Raw genomic sequence first — 18,925 nt, 5'->3', positions numbered from 1 at the left:
TGTCAGCGGAAAGGGAAGAGGCAGCGCTTCTATGCGAGAAACCCCGTCAAGACAACGTTGCGCAAGCTTTGAGCGTTTTGATGCGTTTATTCCGGGCCGATCCGGCCGCACCCCATCATACGAGAATTCCGTCAGCGCTGACGAACTTCGTCGACGAGGTGTACGCCATGCTCTCCGGGCTGCTCGCCTATGCCGCCGTGCTCGCGCTGTTCGTGGTCCTCGGCGTTTATCTATGGAAGCAGCTGCCTGATACAACGGCGGCCGCACCTCCTGCCGCCGCGGGCTGGAGCACGGCCGGCCGCACGGCCCCCGGCTTTGCCATCAGCAAGCTCGATCCGCGAGAGAAAACAGCGACTTACGAAATCTACCGGCACCCCGAGGGCGGCCGCAAGGACGTCTTCCGCTGGACCGATGCCGACGGCACGCCAGCGGCCGAGCTGGAAATCTATCGCCCTGGCGGCGAGGTCATGGCGTCCCCGGTGACCGAGATTGCCGACCGGCTCGACCCGGGCGGCGGCCGCGAGCTCGAGACTGCTGGCATCGTCGACAGCAAGTTCGGCAGCCTCACCCTGCTGCGCCCGGCGCGGCAGGACGGCAGCCGCCCCTGCCTCGGCTTCCTCAAGCAGGCCGATGCGCCCGACTTGCGAATATCAGGCTGGACCTGCCAGGGCGACAGCCTGCCGGCCCAGCGCGCCGCAATCGTTTGCATGCTGAACCGCCTGACCCTCCTGGCCGCAGGCAATGACCCGAGGCTCGCCGCGCTGTTCGCCCATGCCGAGCTGCGCCGCACCGAGTGCGTTACCTCCGGCCCGCCGGCGCTATCGGCCGATTGGGTGATGGGCCGCGAGAACCCGCTTCTGCGCGGCGCGCTTTGATGGCGAGACCGTGGCAAGGCACTGGTTTTCATGAAACTTTTGCGCTTGGACACGCATTATCTCAGCCGGTGTGGCGCAATTGACCTAGTGACGGCCTCCCCACCATGGCTACAATGTGTTCCGAGTGATTTTGGCGGACGCGCCAGCCCCTGACGGGGGCCGTAATGACGAGGATGCGATGACCTTGAATTTCCCTGCCGCGAACAAGCTCGTGGTGTTGCTTGCCGCGGCTGCCGTCACCGCAACCGCATTCGGCACGACCGCGGCCAGCGCGCAGCAGACCCCGAGCAAGCGCAAGCAGCAAGAACAGTATGACCGCGACGGCCGCCGCTATTACGGCTCGCAGGGTCCGAACCGGGTCTATCAGCAGGGCCCGCGTACCCGCGTTTACGTCACCACGCGCTCCTCGGCTCGACGCCGGCACCGAGGTGCTGCCGGGCGATCGCAAGTTCAACGACTACGCCTATCCGCCGGACGTCGGCTATCCCTCGTTCGCGCGCGAGAACAACAACCGCCCGATCGATCGCCAGCCGCTCAGCCCGCCGGCCGACCTCGGCGGCTATCCGCGGACCTTCCCGCTGTACTGAGAATTCCGGCGAACAGCCGATACGAAAATGCCCGGCTCCGGCCGGGCATCTTTTTTGTTCGCCGTCATTCCGGGGCGATGCATAAGCATCGAACCCGGAATCTCGAGATTCCGGGTCTGGTCCTTCGGACCATCCCGGAATGACGGCAGAGCCGTCACGCGTGCAGCTTCTGCAATTCCTTGAGGATCGCCTCGCCCATCTGCGCGGTGCTGACAGACGTGGTGCCGGCCGACTTGATGTCGGCGGTGCGCAGGCCGCTGGCGAGCACGGCCGCGATCGCGCCGTCGACCTTGTCGGCGAGATCGCCCATGCCGAACGAATAGCGCAGCGCCATGCCGAACGAGGCGATCATCGCGATCGGATTGGCAAGGCCCTTGCCCGCGATGTCGGGCGCCGAGCCGTGCACGGGCTCATACAACGCCTTGCGCTCCTTGGTCTTGGCGTCTTCCTTGCCGAGCGAGGCCGACGGCAGCAAGCCGAGCGAGCCCGTCAGCATCGCCGCGATATCCGACAGCATGTCGCCGAACAGATTGTCGGTGACGATGACATCGAACTGCTTCGGCGTCTTGACCAGGTTCATGCCGCCGGAATCGGCGAGCTGATGCTCGAGCGTGACGTCCTTGTATTCGCGCGCATGGACCTGGGTCATGACCTCGTTCCAGAGCACGCCCGACTTCATGACGTTGCGCTTCTCCATCGAGGTCACCTTGTTCTTGCGCTTGCGCGCCAGCTCGAAGGCGACGCGGCCGATGCGCTCGATCTCGAAGGTGTCGTAGACCTGGGTGTCGATCGCGCGCTTCTGGCCGTTGCCGAGATCGGTGATGGTCTTCGGCTCGCCGAAATAGACGCCGCCGGTGAGCTCGCGCACGATCATGATGTCGAGGCCCTCGACCACCTCGCGCTTGAGGCTCGAGGCATCGGCCAGCGCTGGGTAGCACACCGCCGGACGCAGATTGGCGAACAGGCCGAGATCCTTGCGCAGGCGCAGCAGGCCGGCCTCGGGACGCACCTCATAGGGCACGCTGTCCCACTTCGGACCGCCGACCGCGCCGAAGATCACGGCGTCGGCCGCATTGGCCTTGGCCATGTCGCCTTCGGAGATCGACACCTTGTGCGCGTCATAAGCGGAGCCGCCGACCAGGCCCTGCTCGGTCTCGAACCTGGCGATGCCCTGCGCATTCAGCCAGTCGATCAGGCGCTGCACCTCGGCCATCACTTCGGGGCCGATGCCGTCGCCGGGGAGGAGCAGCAGTTTGTGGGTCGCCATGGTCGTTACCTCATTCAATCGGGCATGCCCGCCATCGTCAGGCGCGAGTGCTAAAACGCCCCGCACCGATTGGCAAGGCACCCGGCACAGGGCCAAAATGGGGTTTGAGCGAGCCAAACCGCGCCTCAAGAAGCCAACAACCGGACCTCATGACCGCTGCCATCGCCTACGCCTTCGCCTCGGCCATTTTCCTCGGTGCCGGGGTGGTGTTGGCGCAGCTTGGGCTGCGCACCGTCGAGCCGCTGTCGGGCGCTGCGATCAGCGTGCCCAGCTTCACCGTGCTGTTCCTGGTGCTGTCGCCGCTGATCCTGCATGGCGAGCCGGTGGTCTGGCAGGCCTTGCCGATCTTCATGGCGATCGGGCTGTTCTTCCCGGCCTCGCTGACGCTTTTGACCTTCGCCTCGAACCGGGCGCTTGGGCCGGTGATCACCTCGACGCTCGGCAATTTGGCGCCGCTGTTTGCGGTGACCGCCGCCGTGGTGCTGCTGCACGAGCCGCTGCTCCCGCAGCAGCTCTCAGGCCTCGTCGTCGCGGTGGCGGGCGCCGCCATCATCACCGTGACCCGGCCGCGCGACCTCGGGCATTGGCGGAGCTGGGCGCTGCTGCTGCCGCTCGCCAGCGCCCTGGTGCGCGGCATCGTGCCGCCGATCGCCAAGCTCGGGCTTGCGATCTGGCCGAGCCCGCTCTGGGCCTGCCTGGTCGGCTATGTGATGTCCTCGCTGGTGGTGCTGACCGTGCAGCGGATCCGCAAGGGCAGCTTCATGGTGCAGGCGGCGCGCGAGGGCCGGTTCTGGTTCATGCTCACCGGGATCAGCAACGGGCTCAGCGCGCTCAGCCTGTTCGCCGCGGTGCGCAACGGCCCGATTACGCTGGTGGCGCCGCTCGCCGCGATCTATCCGCTGGTCACGGTGGCGATGAGCGCCGTCATGCTCAAGCATGTCGAGATCACGCCGCGGATCGTCATCGGAACCCTGCTGACCGTGATCGGCGTCGCGCTGGTCCTGATCGCTTGATTGCCCGATGCGCAAGACAGTGTTGCTGCCTCCGGCGCTGGGCAGGATCGCCGCGGCCTGCCACAATGCCTGCATTGCCGGAGTGAATTGTGAGAGCCCCCGCCCCGTCCTACCCGCATCCCGCGCGGCTGATCCTGATTCTGTCGCTTGCACCGACGGTCGGTCTCGGCATCGGCCGTTTCGCCTATTCGCTGGTGTTGCCCGACATGCGCGAGCAGCTGGCCTGGTCGTATTCGGCTGCCGGCTTCATGAACACGATCAATGCCGCCGGCTATCTGGTCGGCGCACTGTTCGCCTCGCGCCTGATTCAGCGCTTCGGGCTCGCCGCATCGGTGCGCTGGTCGACGCTGGCCTGCGCACTGTCGCTGGCGCTGTGCGCCATCTCGGGCAATTTCGCGGTGCTGAGCTTTGCCCGCCTGCTGGTCGGTTTCGCCGCCGCGATCGGCTTTGTCGGCGGCGGCGCGCTCGCGGCAACGATCGCGCAGTCGCACCCGGAGCGGGCCAACTTCCTGCTCAGCCTGTTCTATGCCGGGCCGGGCGTCGGCATCCTGGCATCCGGCCTGATCGCGCCGTTCGTGTTGCAGGCTTTTGGGGCCGGCTCGTGGTGGATCGTGTGGTGGGCGATGACCTTGCTCTCCGCGATCATGATCGTGCCGTTGTGGCTTGCGCCATTGCAAGCCAATGCAATCGCCGGCGGCATCGTGCGAACCAAATTCGCCGTGATGCCGGTCCTGATCTATCTCGCCGCCTACTTCCTGTTCGGCGCCGGCTACATCGCTTACATGACCTTCATGATCGCCTATGTCCGCGACGGCGGCGGCGGCGCGGTGGCACAGAGCGCGTTCTGGAGCCTGATCGGCGTCAGCGCCTTCGTCACGCCATGGGTGTGGCGGCGGGTGCTGGCGCTCGACCGCGGCGGGCTCGCCACCACGATCATCCTCGGCGTCAACGCGCTCGGCGCGGCTCTGCCGATCTTCGGACATTCGCCGCTGCTGCTGGCGATCTCGGCGCTGGTGTTCGGCGTCGCGTTCTTCGCCGTGGTCGGCTCGACCACCGCCTTCGTGCGCTTCAACTACCCGCCGGAAGCCTGGCCCACCGCGATCGCCGCGATGACCATCGCGTTCGGCATCGGCCAGACGCTCGGCCCGATCGTGGTCGGCGCCATCACCGATGCGGTCGGCAGCCTGTCGTATGCGTTGAACGTCTCGGCCGCGATGCTCGTGCTGGGGGCGGTGCTGTCGGCGTTTCAGAGGAAGGTGGGGCGGTGATCGTCGTCCCGGCCAACGCCGGGACCCATATCCACAAGAGGGTGTGTCGAAAGGAAGCATCTCCCCGCCTGCCTATTTCCTTGGCCGCGGAGTATGGGTCCCGGCCTTCGCCGGGACGACAGCGAGCTAGCTCCCACTAAACGAATTGTACCCCTGGTCTTCCCAGTAGCCGCCCTTGTAGTCGTTGGTGACTTCCATCGACAGCACGTATTTCGGGTTCTTGAAGCCGAGTTTTGTGGGCACCCGGATCTTCATCGGGAAGCCGTAGGCGCGCGGCAGGATCTCGTCAGCGAATTTGAACGTCATCTGAGTCTGCGGATGCAGCGCCGTGCGCATGTCCAACGGTGAATTGTAGCCGTCCTTGTCGGCGCACTGGAACCAGACATATTTGGCGCGGGTGTCGGCGCCGACCAGCTTGAAGAAGTCGCGCAACGGCGTGCCGGTCCAGCTGCCGATCGCGCTCCAGCCCTCGACGCAGATGTGGCGCGTCACCTGCTTGACCTGCGGCAGCTTGTACAATTCGTCGAGTGTCCACGGCTTCTTGTTCTCGACCAGCCCGCGCACCTCGAGCTTCCAGTCGGCGCCCGCGATGTCAGGCGCATCGTCGAGATCGTAGTACGCATTGAACGGAAACGGCTTGGTGATCATGCTCTCGGGATAGGTCGGTGCCAGCGCATCCGGATTGAACATCCAGGCCTGCACCGCGTCGTTGAACTTGGAGACGTGCTTCAGCAATTCCTCGGCCGACGAGGAATCGACCACGTCGCAGCCGGTCAGCAGCGTCAGCGCGCCAAGACTCGATCCTGCCGTGATGAAGCGGCGGCGCGTCAGCTCGGGCATCGTCTTCACCGCGTCGCGCACCAGCAGCTTCTTGTCGACACCGGGGATCAGGAGTTTGCGCAAGCGTCCCATCGTATCCTCCCTCAGCGCCCGATGATCATGGCGCGCAGGCTCTTCGGCACCAGCAGCGCAAGCGCGACATGGACCACCAGGAAGGCGACAATCAGCGCCATGCAGGTGAAGTGGACATAGCGCGCGACATCGTAGCCGCCGAACAGCGACACCAGCCAATGCAATTGCACCGGCTTCCACATCGACAGGCCGGACAGCACGATCACGGCGCCGACGATGATGATGCCGGTGTAGAGCAGCTTCTGCACCGAATTGTACTTGCTGAGATCCTCATGCGACAGCTTGAAGGTCAGCGCCGCCTTGGTGTCGGCAATCACGCCGCCAGGAGTGATCGGCAGCAGCTTCTTGCGGAAGCGGCCGGTGGCGAAGCCGAGCGCCAGATACACCAGGCCGTTGACCATCAAGAGCCACATCGCGGCGAAGTGCCAGAGCAGCGCACCGCCGAGCCAGCCGCCGAGCGTGATGCTGCGCGAGAAGCTGAAGCCGAACAGCGGCGAGGCGTTGTAGATCTGCCAGCCGGACATGATCATCAGGATCATCGCGACGGCATTGATCCAGTGCACCATGCGCACCCAGACCGGCTGGATCACCTTCGCGGGCGTTGCGGTCTCTGCCTGGTGGTCGCTGACGGCGAGGCTCGTCATGGAAGTTCTCTGCTCGTGGTCGTTACCGGCTTATACGCCGGGAACAGGCGTTCCGTTACAGGGGCACGCCTCATCAGTTTGATATACGCCGCCTGATCTGGTCACAAAAATGCGAGCCGGGGCGAGGCGCCGGCTCGCGGTTTCGAAAGACGGCCACGGACTAAATCGGCCTGTCGGGTGTTACGTCGCCGGCATCAGCACGGTGTCGACCACATGGATGACGCCGTTCGACTGGTTGACGTTGGAGATCGTCACCATCGAGGTGCCGCCCTTGGCATCGATGATCCAGACCTTGCCATCCTGCTTCTTCACGGTCAGTTCCTCGCCCTCGGCGGTCTTCAGCTTCTTGCCGTCGGTGAGATCGGAGGCCTCGAGCTTGCCGGGCACCACATGGTAGGTGAGGATCTTGGTCAGCATCGCCTTGCTCTCGGGCTTGACCAGATTGTCGACGGTTCCGGCCGGCAGCTTGCCGAACGCGGCGTTGGTCGGCGCGAACACCGTGAACGGGCCCTTGCCTTCCAGGGTGCTGACCAGGCCGGCGGCCTTCACCGCGGCGACCAGGGTGGTGTGGTCCTTCGAATTGACGGCGTTCTGGACGATGTTCTTCGACGGGAACATCGCCGCGCCGCCGACCATCACGGTCTTCTCCTCGGCGCGGACTGGCGCCACGACGGTGGCGGTGATCGCAAGCGCGCTGAACGCGGCTGCTGCAAGATAGGCAATACGCTTCGACATGGTTCGTCTCCCGATGAGTGATCCAGCCGGCGAAGTCATCGCCGGCGATGAAGGGGCAACGACGGCGCGGATAGGTTGATGAAAGCACCGTCGTTGGCCTGAGCTACGGGAGGTTTTCGGGGCGGTTTCCGGAAATAATTCTTTGTGATTCCTGAAACCGGCTGCGACGCGCTGCGTACACGCGACGCCTTGCGCTCCGTCGCGCATTCCATTCAGCGGAATGGACGGGTGCGACGCCGCGAGCAATTTGGTTACCGCCACCGCTCGATTGGTTCAGCCTGATGCGGCACAGCTTCGCAGAGAGCGGCCGCGGGGAGGCAGCATGAGCAGCATCACGGCGGACGGACACGCCGCGCCCATGGTGAACGGTGCGGATACCGACATCGCCCGCTCGAGCAGAATCACCTGCAATACGCCAACTACCGCGCCGTCGCCGGCAATACCGAACTCACGCAAACACACTGGCATATCGCCACCGCCAACGCGCCCGGCTGGGGCTTTGGCAGCACACCGGCTCGTTCGCGCTGGCGTTCCTCTGCATCCCCGTGCTGATGCTCGGCGTGGTCCTGTTCGTGCCGGAACATACAGGGAAGGAGCTGAACGAGATCAGCGAGTGATCCGTCACGATTTGTAGCCCGGATGGAGCGCAGCGAAATCCGGGACAACCTCTCCGCGGAGACCGCCCGGATTGCGCTTCACTTCATCCGGGCTACGAAGTGACCGCCGCCTAATCCCGGTTCGCCGGCGTCTGGATGAAGCCGCGGTTGTGGGTCGGGCTGATCAGGATCTCGTTCATGCAGACCCGCGCCGGCATGCTGGCGACGAAGGCGATGGTGCGGCCGCAATCCTCGGGCTGCAGCATCCTGGCCTGCTCGGCCTCGCTCGGCACCACCGGCCGCTGTTTCAGGATCGGGGTGGCCACCTCGCCCGGCGACAGGCAGCAGGCGCGCAGGCCGTTGACGCATTCGTCCATGTTGAAGGAATGGGTCAGCGCCAGCACCGCGTGCTTGGTCGTGGTGTAGGCCGGGCCCGGCATCTTCGAGACGTGGCGGCCGGCCCAGGAGGCGACGTTGATGATGCAGCCGTCCTGCTGCTCGCGCATCGTCGGCAGCACCGCGCGCATGCAATACAGCACGCCGTTGAGGTTGACCTCGACCAGCCTGTCCCAGCCTTCCAGTTCCATGTCGGCCCAGCTGCGCTTCGGCACATTGATGCCGGCGCTGTTGACCAAGAGGTCGATGCGGCCGTGCTTGGCGACGATCGCCTCGGCGGCCTTGTTGACGTCAGCTTTGCTGCTGACGTCGAGCGCGATCGCCTCGGCCTTGCCGCCCTTTTTGGTGATGTTGGCCACCACGCGGTCGAGCTCTTCCTTGCGGCGGCCGGAGACCACCACCGTCCAGCCGTCCGCCGCCAGGAATTCCGCCCCGGATTCGCCGATTCCGGTGCCGCCGCCGGTGACCCAGGCCACGCGTTTCCCTTGATTTGTCATGCAAACTGTCTCCGTTGCTTTTCGAAGGGCGTTTTTGCTAATGCAGCCGGACTCTTACCGGCTCTTTCGCCCCTCAGGGGATGTTGCATGAACACGACCGCCAACGCCAATCTGTTTTCCCGCCTGTTCGACGGCCTCGACGACCCCAACCGGCTCGCGATCGAGCAGCTCGACGGCAGCCGCATCAGCTATGGCGATCTGATCGCGCGGGCGGGCCAGATCGCGAATGTGCTGGTCGAGCGGGGCGTCAAGCCCGGCGACCGCGTCGCGGCGCAGACGGAGAAATCAGTCTCGGCGCTGGTGCTCTATCTCGCCACCGTGCGCGCCGGCGGTGTCTATTTGCCGCTCAACACCGCCTATACGCTGAACGAGCTCGAATACTTCATCACGGACGCCGAGCCGGCGCTGGTGGTCTGCGATCCCTCCAAACTGGAGGGCATCAAGGCGATCGCCGCCAAGGTCGGCGCCAGGGTCGAGACGCTCGATCCGACCGGCAAGGGCTCGCTGACCGAGGCCGCCGACAAGGCGTCGAAGCAATTCGCCACCGTGCCGCTCGGCAACAACGATCTCGCCGCAATCCTCTACACGTCCGGCACCACCGGCCGCTCCAAGGGCGCGATGCTGTCGCACGACAATCTGGCGTCGAATTCGTACTCGCTGGTCGATTACTGGCGCTTCACCGACAAGGACGTGCTGATCCACGCGCTGCCGATCTATCACACCCACGGCCTGTTCGTGGCCAGCAACGTGACGCTGTTTGCGCGCGCCTCGATGATCTTCCTGCCGAAGTTCGATCCGGACGTGATCATCAAGCTGATGGCCCGCGCCACCGTGATGATGGGTGTGCCGACCTTCTACACCCGCCTGTTGCAAAACCCCGGCCTGAACAAGGACGCGACCAGGCACATGCGGCTGTTCATCTCGGGCTCCGCGCCGCTGCTCGCCGACACCCATCGCGAATGGTCTGCCCGCACCGGCCACGCCGTGCTGGAGCGCTACGGCATGACCGAGACCAACATGAACACTTCCAACCCCTATGACGGCGAGCGCGTGCCCGGTGCCGTCGGCTTCGCGCTGCCCGGCGTCTCGGTGCGGGTCACCGATCCCGAGACCGGCAAGGAGCTGCCGCCCGAGAGCATCGGCATGATCGAGGTCAAGGGCCCGAACGTGTTCCAGGGCTACTGGCGGATGCCGGAGAAGACCAAGGCCGAATTCCGCGCCGACGGCTTCTTCATCACCGGCGACCTCGGCAAGATCGACGACAGGGGCTACGTCCACATCCTCGGCCGCGGCAAGGACCTCGTGATCTCCGGCGGCTTCAACGTCTACCCGAAGGAGATCGAGAGCGAGATCGACGCCATGCCCGGCGTGGTCGAATCAGCCGTGATCGGCGTGCCGCATGCCGATTTCGGCGAAGGCGTCACGGCAGTCCTCGTCTGCAGCAAGGGCGCCGATGTCAGCGAGGCCTCGGTGCTGAAGGCGCTCGACGGACGGCTCGCCAAGTTCAAGATGCCCAAGCGCGTCTTCGTGGTCGACGAATTGCCGCGCAACGCCATGGGCAAGGTGCAGAAGAATATCTTGCGGGATAAGTATAAGGATATTTATTCGAAGTAGCTCGGCTGCGTAGCCCGGATGGAGCGAAGCGAAATCCGGGACCAGCCTATCCACCGTAAGAACCCCGGATTACGCTTCGCTCCATCCGGGCTACGCACCGCCCAACAAACTGATCACGAACCGTCCGCCAACGATGAAGAGATAGGCCCCGAACGCCACCTCGAGCGCCCGCTTCGACAGCGCGTGCGCGACCTTGACGCCGAGTGGCGCGGTGACCAACGTGGTCGGCATTACCAGCAGCGCGCCGATCAGCGAGACGTAGCCGAGCGCGAACGGCAATTGCAGCGCGGCGACGTCGGGAAAGCGCGCGGCGGCAGGCCAGCCGGCATAGACGTAACCCAGCGCACCGGGGATCGAGATCAGCACCGCGAGCGCGGACGAGGTCGCGACCGCTTGGTGGATCGGCCGGCCGTAGAAGGTCATCAGGAGGTTGGCGAACAGGCCGCCGCCGATGCCCATCAGCGTCGACAGCAGGCCGACAAAGAAGCCATAGACCCGCATCAAAAAGCCCTTCGGTACATCGTCGCCGAATTTCCAGGTTTCGCGCGCCAACAGCAGCCGCGCCGCGGCCGACCACGCCACCATCACGAACACGATCTTGAACAGCCGCTCCGGCGCGAAGCGCGCGGTGACGCTGCCGGCGGCGACGCCGATCACGATCGGCAGCCACCAGCGCTTCAGAATCGCCATGTCGACCGCGCCGCGGCGATAATGGGCGCGAAACGAGCTCAGCGAGGTCGGGATGATGATTGCGAGCGAGGTGCCGATGCAGAGCGGCATCCGGACCTCGAGCGGCACGCCGGCGAGGCGAAAGCATTCGTAGAACACCGGCACCAGGATTGCGCCGCCGCCGATGCCGAACAGGCCGGCAAGAAAGCCGGACAGCGCGCCGACCGCGATCAGCAGCAGCGCAAGCTCGAGCAATTCCCTGGGATCGAGGCCGGTCATCATGTCCTTCGCACTGTGTTCGGCGCACGGCCGCGGCCGCGCCGTGGCGCCGCTTCGAGAGAGCAATAGCCCCTTTTCGGATTCGGGAGTATCTATGCTCTTGCGCAGGCTCTGTTGCGAAATGCGGAAGGATCGGGCTTGGACCAGCTTGCGGCGATGGCAGCTTTTGTCCGGGCGGTCGAGGCCGGCAGCCTGTCGGCGGCGGCGCGCTCGCTGCCGAGCTCACTGACCTCGGTGAGCCGTCAGATCAGCGCGCTTGAAGCGCATTTTGGCACCCGCCTGTTGGTGCGCACCACCCGCCAGCTCGCGCTGACCGATGACGGCCGTATTCTCTACGAGCGCGCGAAATCAATCCTCGGCGAGGTCGGGGAGATCGAGGCCGCGCTGGCGCGCGACCCGCATCAGCCATCGGGCCGGATCCGGCTGAGCTCGCCGAGCCTGATCGGACGCCTAGTGATCGCGCCGTTGCTGGTCGAGTTTCTCCGGCGCTATCCGGCACTCTCGGTCGACCTGCTGCTGATCGATCGCGCCGTCGACATGATCGAGGAGGACATCCATCTGGCCATCCGGATCGGCCGGCTGCGCGACTCGCAGCTCGTCACCCGCAAGCTCACCGATCTGCAGATGATCGTGTGCGCATCACCGGACTATCTGGCCCGGCACGGCGCGCCGCGAACGCCGGGCGATCTTGCAGATCATGACTGCCTGGTGTTTTCCGATTCGCCGGGCAGCGCAAAGTGGCGCTTTGCCGACGGCACGAAGACGGGTCGCAAATTCCGCATATCGGGTCGGCTCTGGATGAATAGCCTCGAGGCGCTGGTTGCTGCAGCGCGGAATGGTGCCGGCATCGTCCGCGTGCCGGCATGGCAGGTGCAGTCAGACCTCGCCAACGGCCGGCTGCAACGCCTGCTGATCGACCATGAGCCGGCGGCGACGCCGCTGCATTTGATGTTTCAGCCGGCACGGCTGGCATCGCCTAAGATCAGGGCATTCGTTGATTATCTGGTGGAACAGTGGGGGAAGATCGACGCCTTTCGCACCCCGCAAGGAGGCAGCTAAACACGCGGAGAATCTATCTTCACTTCTTGGTTCACTCGACCTTGCATGTGGTATACCACGCTGCGGATCAACCAGAATTCGGCAAGTCTAACAATGAACTTCGGTTCGAACGAAGGCTAATTGGCCGTTGCGCGGGGTGAGCCTAGTCCGTAAATAGAACTCCTCCACCGCGTTCCCCGATGGGCCGGGCGCGGTCCCTCACATCATAAAGCCCGCCGATGACCGCCAGGATCGAACGACCGCTTTCACCCCATTTGCAGACCTACCGGTGGACGCTGACGATGGCGCTGTCCATCGTTCACCGTGCCACAGGTGTGGCACTGTATTTCGGCACCCTGCTGCTGGCCTGGTGGCTGATTGCCGCCGCCTCCGGCCCCACCGCCTACGCCAATGTCCAAGCCTTCACCGGCAGCGCGATCGGCAAGCTGATCGTGTTCGGCTACACGTGGGCGCTGATGCACCATCTGTGCAGCGGCATCCGGCATTTCGTCTGGGATCTCGGCTACGGCTTCAAGGCCAATGAGCGCGAGGCCCTGACCTGGGGCGCGCTGGTCGCCGGCATCGCGCTGACCGTGCTGGTCTGGATCATTGCCTACGCGGTGGGAGGTGGACGATGAGCGGTCCCTCCTCGATGCGTACGCCGCTGGAGCGCGTCCGCGGCCTCGGCTCCGCCCACACCGGCACCGGCGATTTCTGGCGCCAGCGCCTCACCGCGGTCGCGATGACGCTGCTGATCATCCCCGTGATCGTCGTGGTGATCATGCTGATCGGCCGCAATCATGCCGGCGCGGCACAGATCCTCGGCTCGATCCCGATCGCCGTCATCCTGTTGCTCTTCATCGTCGCCAGCACCTGGCACATGAAGATCGGCATGCAGGTCGTGATCGAAGACTACATCCACAACGAGAAGCTGAAGATCGCCAGCGTGATGGCGAACAACTTCTTCTGCGTCGCGGTCGCATTGGCCTCGATTTACGCAATCCTCAAATTGTCGTCGGGAGTTTGACCCATGGCCACTCAAGGTTTGGCCGGTGAAGGAAACGGCAAGGCCACCAACGGCGGCCCGGCCACGAACGGCAAGGCCTACCCGATCCAGGACCACACCTACGACGTCGTCGTGGTCGGCGCCGGCGGCGCGGGCCTGCGCGCCGTGGTCGGCTGCTCGGAAGCGGGCCTGCGCACCGCCTGCATCACCAAGGTGTTCCCGACCCGCTCGCACACCGTTGCGGCGCAGGGCGGCATCTCGGCCTCGCTCGGCAACATGCATCCGGACGACTGGCGCTGGCACATGTACGACACCGTGAAGGGATCGGACTGGCTCGGCGACCAGGACGCGATCGAATACATGGTGCGCAACGCGCCCGACGCGGTCTACGAACTCGAGCATTGGGGCGTGCCGTTCTCGCGCACCGAGGACGGCAAGATCTATCAGCGCCCGTTTGGCGGCATGACCATGGACTACGGCAAGGGCCAGGCGCAGCGCACCTGCGCCGCGGCCGACCGCACCGGCCACGCCATGCTGCACACGATGTATGGCCAGTCGCTGCGCCACTCGGCCGAGTTCTTCATCGAATTCTTCGCCATCGACCTGATCATGGACGACCAGGGCGTCTGCCGCGGCGTGATCGCGCTGAAGCTCGATGACGGCACGCTGCATCGCTTCCGCGCCCAGACCACGATTCTGGCCACGGGCGGCTATGGCCGCGCTTACGCCTCCTGCACCTCGGCGCATACCTGCACCGGCGACGGCGGCGGCATGGTGCTGCGCGCCGGCCTGCCGCTGCAGGACATGGAGTTCGTCCAGTTCCACCCGACCGGCATCTACGGCTCGGGCTGCCTCGTCACCGAAGGCGCCCGCGGCGAAGGCGGCTACCTCGTCAACTCCGAGGGCGAGCGCTTCATGGAGCGCTATGCGCCGTCGGCCAAGGACCTCGCCTCGCGCGACGTCGTCTCGCGTGCGATGACGATCGAGATCCGCGAAGGCCGCGGCGTCGGCAAGAAGAAGGATCACATCTTCCTGCACCTCGACCACCTCGATCCGAAGGTGCTGCACGAGCGGCTGCCGGGCATCTCCGAATCGGCGAGGATCTTCGCCAATGTCGACGTCACCCGCGAGCCGATCCCGATCGTGCCGACCGTGCACTACAACATGGGCGGCATCGCCACGAACTATCACGCCGAGGTGCTGACCAAGCGCAATGGCGACGACAACTCAGTGGTGCCGGGCCTGATGGCGATCGGCGAGGCCGCCTGCGTCTCGGTGCACGGCGCCAACCGCCTCGGCTCCAACTCGCTGATCGACCTCGTGGTGTTCGGCCGCGCCGCGGCGCTGCGCCTTGCCGACAAGCTGACGGCGAACGCCAAGCAGCCGGAGTTGCCGAAGGACTCGGCCGACCGCGCGCTAGGCCGGCTCGACCACTTCCGTCACGCCTCCGGCGGCACGCCGACCGCGAAGCTGCGCGACAGCATGCAGCATGTGATGCAGAACAATTGCGCCGTGTTCCGCACCGGCGAGGTGCTGCAGGAAGGCCAGAACCTGATCCACAAGGTCTATGGCGGGGTCGGCGACATCTCGGTCTCGGACCGTTCGCTGGTGTGGAATTCCGACCTGGTCGAGACGCTGGAATTCGACAATCTGATCGTGCAGGCGGTCGTGACGATGGATTCGGCGGCGAACCGCACCGAAAGCCGCGGCGCGCATGCGCGCGAGGATTTCTCGGCGCGCGACGACAAGAACTGGATGAAGCACACGCTGACCTGGATCGATCCGGCCGGCAAGACCACGATCGATTACCGTCCCGTCCACGATTACACGATGACCAACGATGTGCAGTACATCCCGCCGAAGGCGCGGGTCTACTGAGAACGAAGGCGAGCAAGCATGGTTGAATTCGCACTTCCGAAGAATTCGAAGATTTCCGGCGGCAAGACCTGGCCGAAGCCGGCAGGCGCCACCGAGACCCGCGAATTCCGCGTGTATCGCTGGAACCCGGACGACGGCAAGAATCCGAGTGTCGACACCTACTATGTCGACACCAATGATTGCGGTCCGATGGTGCTGGACGGTCTGATCTGGATCAAGAACCATATCGACCCGACGCTGACCTTCCGCCGCTCCTGCCGCGAAGGCGTCTGCGGCTCCTGCGCGATGAACATCGACGGCCAGAACACGCTGGCCTGCACCAAGTCGATGCATGACGTCGGCGCCGGCGGCGCGGTGAAGGTCAACCCGCTGCCGCACCAGCCTGTGGTCAAGGACCTGGTCCCCGACCTCACCAATTTCTACGCCCAATATGCCTCGATCGAGCCGTGGCTGAAGACCACGACGCCGACGCCGCAGAAGGAGTGGAGGCAGAGCCACGAGGACCGCGAGAAGCTCGACGGTCTCTACGAGTGCATCCTGTGCGCCTGCTGCTCGACCTCGTGCCCGAGCTATTGGTGGAACAGCGAACGCTTCCTCGGCCCCGCCGCGCTGCTGCAGGCCACGCGCTGGGTCACCGATTCCCGCGATGAGGCGACCGGCGAGCGGCTCGACAATCTCGAGGATCCGTTCCGCCTCTATCGCTGCCACACCATCATGAACTGCGCCAAGGCGTGCCCCAAGGGCCTCAACCCCTCCGAAGCGATCGCCGAGCTCAAGTTCAAGATGGTCGAACGCCAGATCTGATCCGACACGGCCGCGGCTGGCGCTGCTGCTGTCCTCAGCGCCCAGCCGCCGCCGGCCGGATCAGGATATCTGCACCCACCGCATCGACGCCGGGCCGATCGAGGTCGAGCACGACGTCGACGATGCTGTGATCCTCCGGATCCATCGTGACGGTGAAGCCGAGATCGCGGCACATCCCGATCATCGTGGTGTTCTCCGTCAAGACCTGGCCGGACAGGCGCTTCAACCCCTCCGACCGCGCATAGTGGATCAGGAGCTGCATCAGCGCCCAGCCGAGGCCTTTGCCCTTCAGATCGGACTGCAACAGGATCGCGTATTCGGCGTTCTGGTACAGCGAGTCCGAATGCAGCCGGACCGCGCCCATCATCTCGCCGGTCGCCGGATCGAGCGCCACAAAGGCCATCGCGCGCGCATAATCGAGCTGGGTCAGGCGCGCGATGAAGGCGTGCGAGAATTCCTTCATCGCGTGGAAGAAGCGCAGCCTGAGATCCTCGGCGGTGACGCGCTTGAAGAAATCGGCCACCATCGGCTCGTCCTCGGGGCGCATCGGCCGCACCGTGACATGCGAGCCGTCGCGCAGCGCCAGCTCGCCTTCCCATTGCGACGGATAAGGTCTGACCGCGAGCCTGGTGTGGCCGGCAAACAGCCGGGTCGGCTTGCGGATCGCCACCCGCGCATCGAGCGCCAGCACGCCGCTCTCGTCGGCCAGCATCGGATTGATGTCGAGCTCGGCGACCTCGGGAATGTCGGCGGCCATCTGCGCCAGCTTGACCAAAGTGAGCGGCACCACATCGGCCGGGACGGCCGGCACATCGCCATAGCCGCCGAGCAGCCGCGACACCCGGGTGCGCCCGATCAGCTCGCGGGCGAGATTCATGTCGAGCGGCGGCAGCGCCAGCACCTTGTCGTTGATCACCTCGACCGCCGGACCGCCGCGGCCGAACACGATCACCGGACCGAAGGTCGGATCGTCGGCAATGCCGAGGATCAGCTCGCGCGCCGCGCGCCGCACGATCATCGGCTGGATCGTTACACCTTGCAGCGTCGCATCCGGCCGCGCGCTGCATGCGCGTTCCATGACGGTCCTGACGGCCTCGATGACGCTGTCCCTGGTGCGCAGGTCGCGGATCACCCCGCCGACATCGGAGGCGTGCCTGATGTCACGCGAAAACACCCTGACCACGATCGCGTGCCCCGCGGCGAGGAATGGCGCAGCCTTCTCGGCGGCGTCCTCGGCACTGTCGGCGACGAGCGTGGTCACGATCGGAATGCGATAGGCCTCGAACAGGGCGATGATCTCGGCCGGATCGAGCCAGGCGCGTCCTTCCGACAATGCTTTCACGACGACATGCCGCGCCGCCGCCGTCTCCGGCGTGAACACCGATGCGACACCGGGCGGCGTCGCGGCGAGCGCGGTGGAGGCCTCGCGGTAGCGTACCAGATACATGAAGGCGCGGACCGCATCGTCCTCGGTCGGGAAATGCGGGATCCGTGCCGCCTCGAAGATCGCGCCGGTGCGCTCGTCGGCACCGACCCAGGCCGCAAGCACCAGGGCGGCGACCGCGCTGCGCTTGGTCCTGCGGTCGCGCACGCATTGCGCCACCGCTTCGGCAATGCCTTTCGCCGGCGCCACCGCAGTCTCGACATTGGCGACCAGCACCGCGTCGCTGTTGCCGTCATCGAGCAACGCGTTGAGCGCCACCACGTACCGGGCGGCGTCGGCATCGCCGGCGATGTCGACCGGATTGGCGCAGGACCAGCCCGGCGGCAGCATCTTGTCGAGCCGATCGATGGTCCCCGTCGTCAGCGTCGCAGGCACACCGCCGAGCTCGGCCAGCCGATCGATCGCGAGGATGCCGAGCCCGCCGCCATTGGTCAGGATCGCCAGCCGGTTGCCGCGCGGCACGAAGCCGCGGCCAAGCAGCTCGGCGCAATCGAACAGCTGGCGCAGGTCGTAGACGCGCAGCATGCCGGCACGGCGGAACGCAGCGTCATAGACCGCATCGGAGCCGGCCAACGCGCCGGTGTGGGTCGCGGCCGCCTTTGCGCCCTGCGCCATCCGGCCTGATTTGACGACGATGACCGGCTTCATGCGCGCCGCGGCGCGCGCCGCCGACATGAACTTGCGCGCGTCCTTGACCGCTTCGAGGTAGATCAGGATCGCGCTGGTGTGATCGTCCAGCGCGAAATAATCCAGGAGGTCGGCGACGTCGACGTCGAGCTGATCGCCGATCGACGCGATGCCGGAGAAGCCGAGCCGCCGCTCCGCCGCCCATTCGATCATCGCCGACGCCACCGCGCCGGACTGCGAGATCAGCGCGACATGTCCGTCGGACGGCTGATGCGAGGCGAAGCTGGCATTGAGCTTGGCGCGCGGCACCATGATGCCGAGGCAATTCGGCCCGATCAGCCGCATGCCATGCTGCCGCGCCGTCTGCCCCGCTGTCGCCGCGAGCGAGCCCGCGCCGTGGCCGAGACCGGCCGACAGGATCGCCGCACCGGCAACACCGGCGTGAGCTGCCTCCGCGACGATCTCCGGAACCGCCGCCGCAGCCGCGCTGATGACGACGAGGTCCGGCACGAACGGCAGCGACGTCAGGTCGGGAACGGTCGGCTCCCCGTCGACCTCGGCATAGTGCGGGTTGACGACGCCGAGGTTGCCGGCGAAGCCGCTCGCCCTGATGTTCCGGAGCACCGCCGCGCCCAGCGACGACCGCCGCGGACTGCCGCCGACCACCGCGATGCTTCGCGGCGCAAATACCCGCTCCAGGCCGAACGTCGACATTGCGTGGTCTCGCAGGGAAAGCGCGTGATGCGCTTCGGATGAACTCTACTTCCTCGTTTGAC

General features: G+C 65.6%; 16 protein-coding genes and 1 pseudogene. 10 read left to right on the top strand and 7 right to left on the bottom strand.

What is annotated here, in order from left to right; genetic code table 11:
- Positions 1-80 precede the first annotated feature (80 nt).
- Both ACVIW0_RS00420 and ACVIW0_RS00415 read left to right on the top strand, forming a co-directional pair.
- Complete coding sequence (locus ACVIW0_RS00420; protein WP_461350512.1) at positions 81-875, top strand: hypothetical protein; 795 nt, start codon at positions 81-83, stop codon at positions 873-875.
- Between the two features lie 178 nt (positions 876-1,053).
- Positions 1,054-1,462: pseudogene (locus tag ACVIW0_RS00415) on the top strand (hypothetical protein).
- 154 nt (positions 1,463-1,616) lie between these two features.
- Here the strand turns inward: ACVIW0_RS00415 and leuB are convergent.
- Entirely contained in the window at positions 1,617-2,729 is a 1,113-nt protein-coding gene (gene leuB / locus ACVIW0_RS00410) for a 3-isopropylmalate dehydrogenase (RefSeq protein WP_461350511.1), read from the bottom strand.
- Between the two features lie 149 nt (positions 2,730-2,878).
- On the opposite strand from leuB, the gene ACVIW0_RS00405 reads away from it, so the two are divergent.
- Positions 2,879-3,742, top strand: coding sequence for an EamA family transporter (locus tag ACVIW0_RS00405; protein WP_461350510.1), 864 nt, complete (start codon positions 2,879-2,881; stop codon positions 3,740-3,742).
- Positions 3,743-3,831: 89 nt separating this feature from the next.
- A complete protein-coding gene (locus tag ACVIW0_RS00400; protein ID WP_461350509.1) occupies positions 3,832-5,010 on the top strand; it encodes a YbfB/YjiJ family MFS transporter in 1,179 nt (392 codons plus the stop codon).
- Positions 5,011-5,136: 126 nt separating this feature from the next.
- Here ACVIW0_RS00400 and ACVIW0_RS00395 read toward each other — a convergent pair whose 3' ends face one another.
- The 4 genes from ACVIW0_RS00395 to ACVIW0_RS00380 all read right to left on the bottom strand — a co-directional run bounded on the left by ACVIW0_RS00395 (position 5,137) and on the right by ACVIW0_RS00380 (position 8,790).
- Positions 5,137-5,922: a molybdopterin-dependent oxidoreductase gene (locus ACVIW0_RS00395; RefSeq protein WP_461350508.1), complete on the bottom strand. Its 786-nt coding sequence runs from the start codon at positions 5,920-5,922 to the stop codon at positions 5,137-5,139.
- A gap of 11 nt (positions 5,923-5,933) precedes the next feature.
- A complete protein-coding gene (locus tag ACVIW0_RS00390) occupies positions 5,934-6,566 on the bottom strand; it encodes a cytochrome b/b6 domain-containing protein (RefSeq protein WP_461350507.1) in 633 nt (210 codons plus the stop codon).
- 180 nt (positions 6,567-6,746) lie between these two features.
- On the bottom strand, positions 6,747-7,301 hold the full coding sequence (locus ACVIW0_RS00385) for a fasciclin domain-containing protein (protein WP_461350506.1): 555 nt from the start codon (positions 7,299-7,301) through the stop codon (positions 6,747-6,749).
- A gap of 727 nt (positions 7,302-8,028) precedes the next feature.
- Positions 8,029-8,790, bottom strand: a complete 762-nt coding sequence (locus tag ACVIW0_RS00380; RefSeq protein WP_461350505.1) for an SDR family oxidoreductase — start codon at positions 8,788-8,790, stop codon at positions 8,029-8,031.
- A gap of 87 nt (positions 8,791-8,877) precedes the next feature.
- On the opposite strand from ACVIW0_RS00380, the gene ACVIW0_RS00375 reads away from it, so the two are divergent.
- Positions 8,878-10,404 (top strand): malonate--CoA ligase, encoded by a 1,527-nt coding sequence (locus tag ACVIW0_RS00375; protein ID WP_461350504.1) that lies wholly within the window; start codon positions 8,878-8,880, stop codon positions 10,402-10,404.
- Positions 10,405-10,494: 90 nt separating this feature from the next.
- Here ACVIW0_RS00375 and ACVIW0_RS00370 read toward each other — a convergent pair whose 3' ends face one another.
- Positions 10,495-11,355 (bottom strand): sulfite exporter TauE/SafE family protein, encoded by an 861-nt coding sequence (locus ACVIW0_RS00370; RefSeq protein ID WP_461350503.1) that lies wholly within the window; start codon positions 11,353-11,355, stop codon positions 10,495-10,497.
- A gap of 135 nt (positions 11,356-11,490) precedes the next feature.
- Here ACVIW0_RS00370 and ACVIW0_RS00365 point away from each other — a divergent pair, with 135 nt between their 5' ends.
- From ACVIW0_RS00365 to ACVIW0_RS00345, 5 genes are all read left to right on the top strand, one after another.
- Positions 11,491-12,411: a LysR family transcriptional regulator gene (locus ACVIW0_RS00365; RefSeq protein ID WP_461350502.1), complete on the top strand. Its 921-nt coding sequence runs from the start codon at positions 11,491-11,493 to the stop codon at positions 12,409-12,411.
- Positions 12,412-12,629: 218 nt separating this feature from the next.
- A complete protein-coding gene (gene sdhC, locus ACVIW0_RS00360) occupies positions 12,630-13,028 on the top strand; it encodes a succinate dehydrogenase, cytochrome b556 subunit (protein ID WP_050402512.1) in 399 nt (132 codons plus the stop codon).
- Between the two features lie 14 nt (positions 13,029-13,042).
- Positions 13,043-13,417, top strand: coding sequence for a succinate dehydrogenase, hydrophobic membrane anchor protein (gene sdhD / locus ACVIW0_RS00355; protein WP_461357207.1), 375 nt, complete (start codon positions 13,043-13,045; stop codon positions 13,415-13,417).
- A gap of 18 nt (positions 13,418-13,435) precedes the next feature.
- The gene (gene sdhA, locus ACVIW0_RS00350) at positions 13,436-15,274 is read left to right on the top strand and encodes a succinate dehydrogenase flavoprotein subunit (protein ID WP_461357206.1); all 1,839 of its coding nucleotides are present in this window, start codon (positions 13,436-13,438) and stop codon (positions 15,272-15,274) included.
- Positions 15,275-15,292: 18 nt separating this feature from the next.
- On the top strand, positions 15,293-16,078 hold the full coding sequence (locus tag ACVIW0_RS00345; RefSeq protein ID WP_021078861.1) for a succinate dehydrogenase iron-sulfur subunit: 786 nt from the start codon (positions 15,293-15,295) through the stop codon (positions 16,076-16,078).
- A 34-nt stretch (positions 16,079-16,112) separates the two neighbouring features.
- Here the strand turns inward: ACVIW0_RS00345 and ACVIW0_RS00340 are convergent, their stop codons facing one another.
- Positions 16,113-18,863: a bifunctional acetate--CoA ligase family protein/GNAT family N-acetyltransferase gene (locus tag ACVIW0_RS00340; RefSeq protein WP_461350501.1), complete on the bottom strand. Its 2,751-nt coding sequence runs from the start codon at positions 18,861-18,863 to the stop codon at positions 16,113-16,115.
- Positions 18,864-18,925: the final 62 nt, after the last annotated feature.

This window comes from Bradyrhizobium sp. USDA 4454, from assembly GCF_054822705.1.
The sequence above is the reverse complement of the archived record's forward strand: the minus strand, read 5'-3'. Positions and strand labels throughout refer to the sequence as shown.